The organism is Nostoc sp. (assembly GCF_054880495.1).
In genome coordinates this window covers 1-13,111 of record NZ_JBTYKD010000282.1, presented here as the reverse complement: position 1 = coordinate 13,111, position 13,111 = coordinate 1, and the positions used below count along the sequence as shown (strand labels likewise).

General features: G+C 42.8%; 13 protein-coding genes. 4 read left to right on the top strand and 9 right to left on the bottom strand.

What is annotated here, in order from left to right; genetic code table 11:
• The 4 genes from ACYTXL_RS24905 to ACYTXL_RS24890 form a co-directional block, all read right to left on the bottom strand.
• Window positions 1-773, bottom strand: a 773-nt coding sequence (locus tag ACYTXL_RS24905) for a leucine-rich repeat domain-containing protein (RefSeq protein ID WP_461927052.1), incomplete at its 3' end; no start/stop codon positions are given.
• Window positions 774-801: 28 nt separating this feature from the next.
• Window positions 802-1,083, bottom strand: a complete 282-nt coding sequence (locus tag ACYTXL_RS24900) for a hypothetical protein (RefSeq protein ID WP_461922527.1) — start codon at window positions 1,081-1,083, stop codon at window positions 802-804.
• Window positions 1,067-2,599, bottom strand: a complete 1,533-nt coding sequence (locus ACYTXL_RS24895; RefSeq protein ID WP_461922528.1) for a relaxase/mobilization nuclease domain-containing protein — start codon at window positions 2,597-2,599, stop codon at window positions 1,067-1,069. Before ACYTXL_RS24895 ends, ACYTXL_RS24900 begins: the two co-directional genes overlap by 17 nt.
• Window positions 2,580-2,984: a plasmid mobilization protein gene (locus ACYTXL_RS24890; RefSeq protein ID WP_461922529.1), complete on the bottom strand. Its 405-nt coding sequence runs from the start codon at window positions 2,982-2,984 to the stop codon at window positions 2,580-2,582. The genes ACYTXL_RS24895 and ACYTXL_RS24890 overlap by 20 nt, the downstream gene beginning before the upstream one ends.
• A 498-nt stretch (window positions 2,985-3,482) precedes the next feature.
• Here ACYTXL_RS24890 and ACYTXL_RS24885 point away from each other — a divergent pair, with 498 nt between their 5' ends.
• Window positions 3,483-3,992, top strand: coding sequence for a hypothetical protein (locus ACYTXL_RS24885; RefSeq protein WP_461927051.1), 510 nt, complete (start codon window positions 3,483-3,485; stop codon window positions 3,990-3,992).
• Window positions 3,993-4,101: 109 nt separating this feature from the next.
• Here ACYTXL_RS24885 and ACYTXL_RS24880 read toward each other — a convergent pair whose 3' ends face one another.
• The 5 genes from ACYTXL_RS24880 to ACYTXL_RS24860 form a co-directional block, all read right to left on the bottom strand.
• The gene (locus tag ACYTXL_RS24880; RefSeq protein ID WP_461927050.1) at window positions 4,102-4,590 is read right to left on the bottom strand and encodes a hypothetical protein; all 489 of its coding nucleotides are present in this window, start codon (window positions 4,588-4,590) and stop codon (window positions 4,102-4,104) included.
• Between the two features lie 219 nt (window positions 4,591-4,809).
• The gene (locus ACYTXL_RS24875) at window positions 4,810-8,376 is read right to left on the bottom strand and encodes a PriCT-2 domain-containing protein (RefSeq protein ID WP_461927049.1); all 3,567 of its coding nucleotides are present in this window, start codon (window positions 8,374-8,376) and stop codon (window positions 4,810-4,812) included.
• A gap of 276 nt (window positions 8,377-8,652) precedes the next feature.
• Window positions 8,653-9,387 (bottom strand): hypothetical protein, encoded by a 735-nt coding sequence (locus tag ACYTXL_RS24870; RefSeq protein ID WP_094345603.1) that lies wholly within the window; start codon window positions 9,385-9,387, stop codon window positions 8,653-8,655.
• Window positions 9,388-9,470: 83 nt separating this feature from the next.
• The gene (locus tag ACYTXL_RS24865; protein ID WP_114084606.1) at window positions 9,471-9,710 is read right to left on the bottom strand and encodes a hypothetical protein; all 240 of its coding nucleotides are present in this window, start codon (window positions 9,708-9,710) and stop codon (window positions 9,471-9,473) included.
• Between the two features lie 214 nt (window positions 9,711-9,924).
• Window positions 9,925-10,164 carry a helix-turn-helix domain-containing protein gene (locus ACYTXL_RS24860; protein WP_109013574.1) on the bottom strand — a complete coding sequence of 80 codons (240 nt, stop codon included), beginning with the start codon at window positions 10,162-10,164 and terminating at the stop codon, window positions 9,925-9,927.
• 387 nt (window positions 10,165-10,551) lie between these two features.
• On the opposite strand from ACYTXL_RS24860, the gene ACYTXL_RS24855 reads away from it, so the two are divergent.
• The 3 genes from ACYTXL_RS24855 (at window position 10,552) to ACYTXL_RS24845 (ending at window position 12,847) form a co-directional block, all read left to right on the top strand.
• Window positions 10,552-11,064, top strand: a complete 513-nt coding sequence (locus ACYTXL_RS24855; RefSeq protein WP_461927048.1) for a hypothetical protein — start codon at window positions 10,552-10,554, stop codon at window positions 11,062-11,064.
• 589 nt (window positions 11,065-11,653) lie between these two features.
• Complete coding sequence (locus tag ACYTXL_RS24850) at window positions 11,654-12,166, top strand: hypothetical protein (RefSeq protein WP_461927047.1); 513 nt, start codon at window positions 11,654-11,656, stop codon at window positions 12,164-12,166.
• Between the two features lie 12 nt (window positions 12,167-12,178).
• Window positions 12,179-12,847 (top strand): hypothetical protein, encoded by a 669-nt coding sequence (locus ACYTXL_RS24845; RefSeq protein WP_461927046.1) that lies wholly within the window; start codon window positions 12,179-12,181, stop codon window positions 12,845-12,847.
• Window positions 12,848-13,111 lie beyond the last annotated feature (264 nt).

Here is a 13,111-nt window from a genome sequence, read left to right as displayed (position 1 = left end):
AAATACAACGCTGTGAGGTTTTGCAGATCAGATATTGCTTCTGGCAGCGTCTTTATTTGGTTATTACTTAAATACAACGCTGTGAGGTTTTGCAGATCAGATATTGCTTCTGGCAGCGTCTTTATTTGGTTATTACTTAAATACAACGCTGTGAGGTTTTGCAGTCCGATAATCCCTTCTGACAGTGCATTTATTTGGTTGTAACTTAAATCTAAAGCAATAAGGTTTTGCAGCCCAGATATTGCTTCTGGTAGTGTTGTTATTTGGTTAAGACTTAAATACAACGTCGTGAGGTTTTGCAGTCCTATAATCCCTTCTGGCAGTGCATTTATTTGGTTCTGGCTTAAATTTAGAGTAGTCAGGTTTTGCAGCCCAAATATTGCTTCTGGCAGCGTCTTTATTTGGTTGCCCCTTAAATTTAGGGTAGTCAGGTTTTGTATATCAAGGATAGCCTTTGGCAGTACGTTTATTTTGTTAAAATTTAAATTTAGTGTGATGAGGTTTTTAATTCCAGCGAACACTTTGGGCAGCGTCGTTAGCTGGTTGTAGCTTAAATCCAGCGTCGTGAGGTTTTTCAGTCTTATAATTTCTTCTGGCAAGATTTTTATTTGATGGCGGCTGAAATTTAAAACTTCCAACCAAGTCAGTTCAAACACTTCAGCAGGAATTCGGGTTAACCTTCCGTCTAGAACCCCATCTTGCCCACTTAAATCTAATTCTTTAAGCCGATTCTTTTTGACTTCTTGAATTTTTGCCCGGATACTTTGAAGCACAGTTCTCATACTGGTATTTTGGGATAAATTAAAATCCTGCGTTATGCCCCTGATTGACTAGAAGATATGTGAAGGAGGCATTAATAGCAGTGTTTTGGTATCTAACTACATTATCGCTGCCAATAGTCAAAGTATCTTTCCAAGATTCAAGAACTCGTGGCTCGGAGTCGGCGCAGCGAAGTGGCTCTTGCGGGCTTGCAGGATCTAGTCGGCCCAACCAGTAATCTTTCTGCCCGTAAGAGCCACCGACTCCGAGAGCGAAGCGGTCACGAGTTCGGTCTACTCGGCGTGGCTCACAAGCTAAAACCACGATCCTGCTGTAAGAGCTTTTGTTGCTCCTCCCTCAGATGAGCTTCTAATTCCTGACTCCAATCAGGATTATGGGTTTTGAGCCTTTTACCCTGTGGCAACAATTCTAATACTGCACTAGCTGTTTTATTCCCTTGCTCATCATTATTGAATGCTACGACAACCCTATTGAAAGTCTTGAGAAATTCCATAGGTAGGTTATTCGGGTCATCAGCTACTATCAACATGGTTCTAGTTGCTGGTAGCCGGGAGCAACTTGAGATCAGGTAGGTGGCTGCTGACATCGCATCAATTGGTGAAGAACACAAAAAGACGTTTTCTACCTTGTCCGTTGGTTGCCCTCCTAATCTCAGATAAAACCAACCATTTGCTGTAGAGGTGTTTTGGTCGTACTCCACAGTGCGATGATTTTGTCTAGGCTTTGACCAAATTAATGCGCCAGTTTTTTCACCATCTAAATCACGCTTGATAAATAAAATATTTCGTTGCTCATCCATGTAAAGCAACTGATTACCATGTAATCCTTGCACAATATAATCTGGTATATAGCGTTTCTCGCTTAAGTACTTGTGCAACACTTGCCAAACAACTTTATCCTCTGGTGGTGGGGTGAACTGAGGCTGTCGCTGTTTGCGTTCAATCTCTTGAAGAAACTTTTCTAACTGCTCAACTGGGAGTGGTTTAACAGGTTTGAGCAGCAATTCATGAATAGGTTCATCATCACGTTCTGGTTGGTAGTCAACAGCAAGATGTTTTTGCAAACCGGGGAAGGTATAAGCTGCGCCTAACTGTGTGCCACTAAAAGCCTGCCCATCTTTCTCATAAGAAATACCTTTAGACTTACCGTTCCTAGTGAATCCTGTTCTCACACTAATGCCAGCTTGCTGCAACCGCATAATCAGCGTTGGCATTTGGGGATTATCAACTCTGGCCCGATCAATTGTCTGCTGAAGTTCCTCTTTAATAGTGCGTCCTGGTGGCTGCTCAAGTTTACCTAGTTCAAACTCTTCTTGTTCGCGCCTTATACGTCTGATTTGTCCGGTGCTGGGTGTGCGTTGAAGCTTCTCTCTACTACCTTGCACTTGCACCAAATTATAGTCAATTTCAATTTGTCGCAGCACTTTCTCAGAGCGAACATAATCCCAGGAATCATGGACTAAAAGCCCCGTGTCCATCCTGATTCTGCTGGCTGCAATGTGGATGTGGTCGTCGTCGGTGTTATGGTGGCGAAAGATGACAAACTGATTGGCATCAAAACCCATTTCCTTCATGTAGCGTGAGCCAATCTCGCTCCACTTCTCATCATCTAATTTATCACCCTTAGCTGCTGACAGCGAGACATGGTAAACAACTCGGTCTGCATCAGAATTTAGTTGTCGAGACAGCTTAAATTCCCGCGCCAATTCACGGGCATTTCTCCCGCTCATGTTGCCGCCGATTAGTTTGGCATCTTCGCGGGATTCTAAATAATCCAACAGCTTGCGAAAACCTCTGCCCTTAGTCTGCTTCCCAATCATCCTCTTCGTCTTCCTCTTCCGAATCTTCGGATTCAATGTCATCCGAGGCAATATCTCGTCTGCACTGATGCAGCAATTCTAAAAGCTCTCTTAGCAGTTCGGGTGAAGCAGGTAAAGTTCGCCCAATTTTTAGCGCTGTGTTAGTTGCTTTTACAAGCTGGTTGAGGTTGTTACCGATTTGTCCTAATTCCCAATATGTTTGCAAGCTAATCTTACTCAATCGTTTTGGTAATGGACGCATCAACGCATTACGCCTCATCAGTTCACTTGCTGACATCCCCGCGTCTTGTGATTTTATTCGCAGCAGATCCAGTTCGATGTCGCTCAATCTAACTGGAAAAATATGCTTTCTTACTAGAGCTTTAGACTGCTTGCGATTCGCCATAAGTCGAGAATATCAAGGGACATTGCGAGGGGGGTTTTTCAAGGGGGGTTTCCCCACTTGAACCAGTCTGCCATTCGAGCGCAGCGAGACAAAGCGTAAGCTTTGAGGCATGGCTGGCTTCTAGCCCAAATACGGGGGTAAGCGAAGTGTCGAATGCTACGTATATACGGAGGCACAGCGAGAGGCTGGGGGCGAGAGTACGACAGCGTAGCTGGGAGGACGGTTTCGGGTGATTCCGGGTGGGATGAAGTCTGATAACAGCGTAGCTGTTTCGTCATAATTATATCAGTGTTCGCTGAATGACTGCGATAGCTATGCCGGAGTGTCTTGGCTACAGTCAGCAACAGTCAACATCATCTAATAAATGATGGTGACGGCGTAGCCGCAGCAACGAAAATTATAAGCAGCGTAGCTGAAACTTGCTTTTAATCTGGAGTTATACTTTTTGAAAAATAGTGGAAAATAAGGGAATTATGATCTCAATTTAATTTCATAGCAATGGTTGAGCCAAAAGATTCTGGTCAGATTACTAAAGGCAAGATTGATAAGGCGATTACTGCCTTGAAGGATCTCAAGCCAAAAGAGCGGGATAGTCTATCGGACAGAGAAGCTATTCGGAAAATGAGGAGGTATATCGAGAAACTGACCTCTGATAAATATGGCTATAGTTATGATGAAGTGTCAGAGATGCTGAAAGGGCTGGGCATTCATTTAAGTGGCAGCAGAATCAAGTATTTAATAGGCGAGTTGAAGAAAAGCAGCCGTCAACGAAAGAAAGCTGAGGAGGAAGATAATAGCCAGTCATCAAAGCCAGCTACTGAAACTCAAGCAACTGTTAAAACCAGTAATGAAGCTGATAAATCATCTATAAGTAGTGGGAAAGGAAAGAGAAAAAGTCAACTAAAAGCAGCACAAGAGCAAGAGGATCAATCAGAAAAGCAAAACCAAACAAACAGGTCAGGCTTTGTACCTCAACTTTATAGGGACGAAGATTTATCAGCTGGTTGAATTATGAGTAAAACAACTTACTCATAATGGAAAAAGAGCAGAAAGAATCCACACAAGCTAACAAAGCACAATTTTTAAATAAACCGATTTATCATCAATCAACTAAACTCTACTTTTGTATAGGTTTATCTATTTTTTGATTATTGAAGTTTTGTTGAAAAATTGAATAACCTATAAAACCTAAACCTATGAATACAAATAAGATAAAAATTATAAAAATCGAAAAAAGTTTATCAGATTTTTTCCTAAAATTTGGTTCATCTATATACGGTAATTTCCCATATATTTTAATAGTTTCTTCGATTGCATTTTTTATAATATCTGGATGACTAGCATATAAAGTCTCTGGTGGCCCTTGACCAGGAAAATCCTTTAATATTCTTTCAAGTGCTATTTCTTTTGTTTTTTGTATCCAATAATCACGAGGAATAGTTTCTTCGGTATATGGTGTTATTCCTAATTTTGATTTCCTTCTATAATCCTCATTCAGGACTTCCATAGCACACCATCTTAAGTGATTGATCATTGCTTCACTACCTGGTCGTATTAGTTCACCATATTTATGTAAATCATTAAAGTCTTTAGAAAATTTACTCATAATCTTTTAGTATTTATTTTTACAATTTATATATAAGTACAAATAACACAAATAACCTTATAAAGGTAATATAATACACTTCCTTTATACTAAAAAATACTACTGATATTTATAGATATGTTGAACTGGACGCTCACTTAATGATTAAGTACACAATCATCATTTAGAGCATCTTTTCCTACTGACAAGCTCAGTATAAATGAAAACGGATAAATTTTATCAGGTCACTGTCGGGTTAGTTACGGCTTGCATTGGGGCAAAGTCTGAGTAAACTTCAGTAGGCAGACAACGCAAGATAATCATCAGCAAGCCAGCCCTAACTTGAGGGCAACATGAGTACAAAACTCGCCGCATTGCAGTATTAGTAAAGATTGTGGCAACTTCAGCGACGTGTTCTAAGGCATCTTCTTCAGGCGATGATTCTGATTCAGCAATCAACAGGGGGAAGTATTTATGGGCTAACCACTTTTCATCCTCGTCTAAATCAGCCAAATTTTTATTACTACCGCTATTAAGACTATCTAATAGCAGGAGTAATAATTTTTTAAAGTGCTGCCAGCCCCCCCAGCGTTGGGTAAATCGGCTCACCCAGGCTTGGGAGATTTCAGCAATTTTGGCTAGAGCCTTTTGTCCAATTTTCTGTTTTGACTGCCAAAGGTGCGTGAAAGCGTTGACTATAGCGTGTCCGGTCTGCTGGTCGCGGCTACCAGCTTCAATGCAGAAGTCGCAGGCATCAACAACCTCTAATTTTACTCCTGGTAATTCACGATCGAGGAAACTCAAATCATAGTCAGCGCAGAAGTAGAATGTTAGCTCCACATTGGGGCGACGATGAGCGCGTAATCGCCCAATCTCTTGTATAATTTCTGCACGGATCAGGTCTGTGAGATACTTTTGGAAAGCGCTGTTTTTATCATCCAGGTTGACTGGTTCACCAGTCATCACCTGATATTGTGCTGCTAAAACACCGATGTTTTGGTAAGGAATGCCAAAAGAAGCGATCGCATCACACTCACTAAAGCGATTAACACCACGCCCATCGACAAAGTGACCGTATTCTGTGCGGCTAAGGGCTTGGGTTGCGATCTGTTTCCAATCGATAATGCCAAGGGTGGGGTAGAGTTTTTTTAAGGTTTCTTTGAGGGCATTCACACGGGCGCTGAGAGTGTCAGATCGATTTTTGGGCAGCTTACCTAACCCAGTGACGTTGACCACTTTTAAATTGTCGTAGTCTGGGCGTTGTTGCTCAATGACTAACACAGGATCATCGATGCCTAGTTTCAATTTCAACTTGTGAGATTTGAAAGTGGCATCAAGATAAATATTAAATTGGGCTGATTTAGCCAATTCAGTATGTTTGGGATTTCGGCGGTAAATGCTGAGTACACCCCATTGAGATTGGAAACTACCATCACCTTTCCAAGCTTCCAGGAAGTCAGGCAACCAGTAATTAGGCAAGTCAAGAAACTCCCTCCCGGCTGTTCGTGCGCTGTCTTTAACTACCTTTTTGGCAGCATAACGAGCCGCAGCACTTTTTTTGAGTTGTTTATCTTCGGTAATATCAATTGAGTCCAAGTCTTCTAAGAAAGTTAAATCAGGTTCTACAGTTTGCCGAATGGCTTCGATATCTAAGCCTGTGGGGAAAGGGGGCAGCAGCGCACGGATGCTGGCATCATCAAAGCCGTAGCGGTCATTCGGCTTAAGTTGTTGACTAAACAGTTGGTGTAAAATTAAGAGTGCAGGTTGCAGCTGTGATAGAAGATTTGGTTCTAACAGTAGCAGCTTGGCCATGGTGGTTTCAAAATCGCCGAGGTTTACATCAAGAGAACGCACGGGCTTGATGAGTGTGCCAGCTTCTTCCCATAACCGTCCAACGGTGAAAGTTTGGTCAGCAGCATTAGTTAAGGTGACAGGGGTAGAGTCGGGGTGCGCTCTGAGTTCGGAGTAATTTTGAATGACTGTGCGCTTTTGAAAGCGGAAGCCAAAACCGTCCCCGTCAGCGAAACGGCACTGATTTTTAAGGGAACAACCGCCACAGATGGGACTAATACCGCTCTCTTCAAAATCTAAACTGCTAAAATTCTTGTTACGAAATGCGTTAAATAAATAAGTTCTGTGACAATTGCCATCAGTGTCGGCAGTTTCACCCGCTTTAGTCCACAGTTTAAAGTCCTCACCAGTAGGAGTTTTGCGGGTGGGATCTAGTTTAAAGCCGTTGTGCCGCACTGGTAAGTCAACAAAATTCGTCTCAATGGGCAGTGTAGATGGGTTTCTGTGGTTGGCATCCTGGTAAATTAGTTTATCAACACCAAATAAGGCCGCCGTCAATTGCCCCGCGTTGTAAGACTTGCCGAGTCCTGGATGGGAATTATCTAAGATTTGTGTCCAGCCTTTAGAAACAGCCTCTACCCAAGCAGCAATGTGTTCTTCTGGCTGGCAGGAGATAGAGATATTGCCTGTAACTTTAGTTATGTACGGGATATTGCCGGGCTTGTAAATAATTACATTGGGCGAAGGCGTGTTAATTTCGGGTAAGAGCTTTGGTGTTGGTGGGGCTTTAAATCCTTTAAATATCGAACTAAATGGAGCGATGGGCTGCGCCCCAGCATAGCTGAACGCTTGCTTTAATAAATTTTGGAAGCTGCTCAAGTCCTCTCTGACTCGCCCAAGCTCCCACTCTTCACGGCTAATTACTCCTTTGTTGCCGAGGTTGGGTTCATACTGCCGTTGCGGAAACCGAAAGCCATACTGTTTGGCAATGTGAAACAGCGTGCCTAGAGTAATTCCCCCACGCCGAAAACTGCGAATCTTAGCGTGGATGTTCCAAGTTGAACCCTTGATACTGGGCGACCACTGCTCGGCTATAATTTCCGCCTCAGATGCCCCATAATGGTTAACCAGTGCCATCAACACCTGACGGCATTCGTCATAGTTACCGCTTCCTGGGGTACGTGGTGGGATGAATGAAAGCGCGTTCTGGATTAGCTGGTCAATGTCCCAGCCTTCAGTGAGGGAAATCTCACGCCACTCTTTACGCCGCGACTCAATTTCTTGAATTCGTAGCTGATACTCAATACGCTCCTGTTGCGCGATCGCGATCGCTTCCTGAATCCATTCTGCTGGTAAAGTGGCTTCAGGGTTGACTAGCGGGAATTCTGCTTCTGTGCTGCCGTAGAAAACACGACTTGCATCCTTACAAGCTGGGTCATGGGGCAACTGTTGCATGAGAAAGCGTGTACAAGCTTCTACAGTATCAGCGCCCTGAACATATTCGGGCAGAAGGAAAACCAACCGGAATTTGTGCCACTCTGGTTTATGACTGGCTGTGGTGTAAATTAAAGCACAGTGTTTTTTAATGAAGGGATGGGCTAGGGCTTCTTCTATGGTTAATTGGTGATCGTAAATTTTGATATAATTTCCATTCTCGTCTTTAATTGGCTTGTCATAAGCATCACGGGCGACATCGGAATTATCAATGTCGAGTAGTAGCCACTGAGAACCGATGACATTGGCCTTACTGCGCCATTTCCCCCCTAACAGTCCGGCACAGATGGCGTGACCTGCTTTAATGTGTTGCTGGACATCGGCTAGAGTGCCCTCTACATCAATGAAGTTACCGGCCAGCTTCTTAAAGTCCCAGTCTTTGTTTGTGCCAGTTGCGTTAAACGCAAACTTGATTATCCGACTCTCAATCAACTCAAGTTTTGTCTTTACAGCAGAAAAAGTTTCTGATTCAGCTGCTTCTTGTGCTGATACTGAGTGATGAAATTGTTGTAATGGTGACATGAGAGCTATTCCTCCTGAAGTGTGTTGGAGGAATTGGAGCTATCCCGAAAGTAATCTTCTAATACAAACGTTCAGAAATGTAAAAACAGAAAAATCCTAAACTGCTCTTTCTGTCTGGATTGCTGGTGTTACAATGGCTTAACACCTTGAAAGGTTTGATAAGATTACTATTAGGGATATTAATTAGGCTTGCACACCCGATAACCCCAATTCCACGTGAATAAAAATCAGAAAACCTCGGTATCCCAACGGGACACGGGGTTTTCACCTTTTAGCCTATCTGTACTTGGCTAACCAAGCCCTGACAAACTCGGTTACTTCCTCCTCTTGAATAACAAACGCAGTACCTTTTCTCCTGAGAGCCAGAATTTTCATACTTCCCACCTCCGAATAAAGATGTTCATTGTGAGTATTAGCCGCCTTGGTAGGAGGCCATAAGACCAAAACTTTTGCTGTGGGAGTCTTTTGAGCTTCACGGGAAGACATCAAAAACTTATCTCTGTTCTTGTTGAGCCACTTCTCGTAATCTGCTAACTCCACAAGTGGGCAGGGTTGCCACAGTTTTAGTCCATTTTTGTCTTTGCGCTTGACTTGTAAAACCTCTCTAGCTTCGTTGTAGACAATTTCTCTATCTCCTTTTGACCGAATGGAGATAAACAGGTGAGTTGTTCGTGGAAATCTAATAAACAAGTCGATAGGGTTGTTGTCTTCTACCGGAATTACCGGGAAGACTTGTACATCTAGGCTTTTAAACTCATCAAAAAGTAAGGTTCCTAATTTTTCCAACCGCGCAAGTTTTTGAGTTACCACCAACGGCTTGTAAGCCAATCCAAAAAGAACCCAGCCAGCCGGATGAATTATGCCTCCTGTAGCCAGCGCAGCAGCACCAGCCGCTAGAGCTTGAGTGGACGCATAATCTTTCGCCTCCCTAATTTTTTCAAACGCTGCTTCGTTGTGCAGTGGGAGTTGAAAATCGCTTGTTAGGTCTTTCACTGTTAACATTGGCGACATCAAAAAATAATGATGTGAAATAGTACTAGCTGCTCGATTTTGCCTTACGGGGCTAACGTGCCTATGAGTTTACACCTCGTGATTCACGCTACATCTTTCACTGTAAAACCTTTGCTACACCACTGAACTAGCAGCCATCTATCAGATTCTTTGTCTAAAGCTGGCTTTAGTCGAAAAGCAAAAAAATCTTCCCAAGCCTCTATACCGTGTTTTGTAACGAATTGTTTTTCAACTTCTTTAAAGCGTTCCCAGTTGCGATCCGCGATCGCGGTCAGCATTGGGATTAATTCGCTTACTGGTATCTGAGTAGTTGTTTCACTCATCTGGGTGTCCCTCAAAAATACAAATAATTGGTAAAGGTTCTATCTTGGTATCAACAACTTTAACTAATCGTATTCCCCTTTTTCTGCCTATCCTTTTGCAGTGTTGCTCTGAAGCAGCAGGCAGCCAATATCTAGTCTCAGCTAGTGGGTCAAATTTGCCCTCAACACGCTCTATATCGTCGTTTGCCTGATTTCCCTCGGTCAGATTCCCTCCTTATTTGGTTTTTTGTACGCGATCGCTGACTTCTTCTGGTGGAACCCACTCGATTAACTCGCTAGGCTGAACGCGATAAGTGTCACAAATTTTGTTCATCGCGGTTACGTGTGGTACTTGCCAGGGATTGTCATACAAAGCGTAAACTGTGGTTGCAGATAGCCCTGTATCTTTTCTGAACTGATAACGGGTAATGCCCCTATCATCAACAAACTGCTTGATTTTATTCCTAACTGGCATCAATAACAAGTAACTGATATTAACAGCTAATTCTGTTGCAGTTTATCAGCATTTGAAAGATACCATTCGGTTGATAGCTAGCTTTACTTGACATTATCATTTGGTTGGTACTATTATATTAGTGTCAAGGTTATCGATACGTCAATAACTTAAGGCAGACGCGAGTAAGACCCAAGCGCAAAACGCTAAGGCGACTTCCTTTCGAGGGTTGCAAGGGTTGCAAGCGCTGTTTTGAGAGCATTCAACTATTCACAGCAATATCTGCATTGCGTCCGTTCATTTTCAACGGTCGTGGTAATTGTGCGTGTCTGCATTAGGACAGAGGATTCATGCATATCAATTTACGCAACGCAAGAAGCAATCAACGAACTACCTTTTGAGAGAGTAATGCTTAATCAAAATCAATTACGAAGGTTAGAAGCAATAGATCGCTGGCTCAGAGAAATCCGAGATTCGGAAGAATTCAGACAACTAGAATACTCTCCAGATGTGATGCTAGGAGATGCAATTCAAGCAGTAGGCGAACTACTTGACGAACACGATTATTGTGATTCCAAGCCCTTGAATTTTACTGATGAGCAGTGGCATTCATATCTAGAACAAAAGCCAGTAATGCACATTCGCCGTGTGAAAACTTGGCGTGAAAAGATTAACTCATTCATACTTAATGGAGCGTCATCAGTAGCAATTGTGAGCTTGGTAACTACTAGTTTTATGGTAGTTGGTTCTATCTTTTGTCACGGGTTTGACCGGATTGAGGAAAGCAGAGGTGAGCAATATCAACCTACATGGATTTACAACGCCAAAATTTTTGAAGGAAGCGCGATCGCATCTATCGCCGTCTTTCTAGGTGCAAGCTTGACGGGCGCGTGTGTCGCGGGAGACAAGAATGATGATTGATAAAGAGCTTGTAGGATGCGTCACGCTATTGAGCCAGAGCAAAACTTACTGGATTAATGGAACGCTGTACAGATATTTAACAAGCAGTGACAGTATCAGATACACCCAGTACTATTTCCGTCCTTTACCGCGTCAGTCTAAGAGTGCTGACTTAAAGCTCAATCGTGACAAGGTGCTAAGGCGCTGCTACGAAGTGCCGAGCTTATATAAACAGCACACAGCAGAGATAAATCACAACTCAATACAGTTGAGTTTGTTCTAACCATTGGTAACAGATACTACCGCGCGTCGCGGACAAAGGCTTTGGTACAAGCGCGTCAACTAGTCCAAAAGGGGCGTATTCGTGGGGGTAAACGAGAAAGTGTCAGTATGTCATCAAAGCTGACAAACCTTGTTATTACGTGGTTATAGCCGATAAAACCAAGGCTAAAACATTTGTCTAAAGTCCTAAATCCAAGGTTATTGATAGTGCCTAGCTAATTTGGCGTATCAGGATAACTGTTTCTAGCTAAATAAGCCTGTCAAATAACTGGAATTTACGGATAGTCGGTCAATTTTATACACACTCAAGTAATAAAACAGAGTTAATGTGGCAACAAAAAGATATCTAGCTAAGTATCGCTTGCTCAAAGAAACTTACGAGGGCATCACGGGAAAAGGCATTTCAGATATCACTTGGTATCGCACAGTCGCATCCTTGAAGCAATATTTCTCGCTCTCCATTGAATCCGAAAAAGCCATAAGCATTGTTGAAACCTATGCTCAATTGAAGCGTAAGTGTTCAGCCTTTTCTTTTAGAACCTCTGATTTTAGCGAACGCTGGCAAGCCTTTAAACACTTCTATGATGCCGAAGAAGTTCAATACACAGGTCAGCAATTCCTAGTCGCGCTGGCAGACTATCTAAAAATCAATCTTGACGATGTACCCCGCAGCACTCGTTATTACTGGTTTAGCCAAGCAAATCTAAGTTATAAGTCCCTTCAATCTTATCAGAGCAAAGATTTAGCGCTTGTTGCCTTTATTGCAACCCAATGGGCAATCAACAAGCGCTCACAACCTCGGAAATCCGCAACCATCGAAGTTTTAACACTAGCCCTTTAAGGAGTAATCATCATGTCTGACAAGTTCACTAACAATGTCCGCGCTCGTTTGTACAAACAGGGTTATCAAGGATTCACCAAGGACGATTACACCTCGGCTGCGCTTGCTGTCGAGTGCGATGACCTTGACAATCCCACCAAAGAGCAATTGAGTCAAGCCGTTGATTATCTCAAAGTCAAATCGACAAGCCAATTATCTGTAACTGATGAACCCGTTGAAGAAACGTTTTTAGTAGGGGCAGAAGATGCACAGCTTGACCCAGAACTTGATAATAGTCAGCTTGCGGTCGCTTCCCAAGAGATTAACAGCATTACTGTAACTAGTGAGGATAAGCGTCAGATTGTAACAGCCCAATCATCGGCGCTGGGGTTTGAATTAATTGAACAAGAAACATTAAGTATCGCTTCCGAGGTTGACGACACTTTTACCGACTACAGCCAATTTATCAGCACTATAACAGCTGCAATCAAGAACTACGTTGACCATAAATTTGATGTCATTGAGCAATCATTTGAAACTAACGCCCAAGACTTGCGAGAACACGTAAGCAACAGGGCTTCTAGATTGAACCAAAAGGTTAACAACTTCTCAGGAGACATGAAAGCGGATATGGGAGTCATCCGTCAAAACATTAAAAGCACCCAATTCTCAATCCTCGCAAGGCTCAACGCGGCTCAATAGTGATGAATTAACGCTTTTAGAGTGCTTGGTGATTGGCTCTTGTAGTCTGAGCTACTTCTCAAGAATTGCTGTTAGTTTGTGTGCGCTCGGTGCTGTGATTTTACCCTTGTACAACTGCTTGTATCTACCAATGCTAGAGCAATCAAACTATCAGCAATATCTCAAACGAAAGTCAGCTATTGAACAGTATGTAAGGCGAATGGAGTATCACTGCAACCAAATATTTACCCCAGAGAAGGAATATCGCTGTGAAAAGTTCAATGA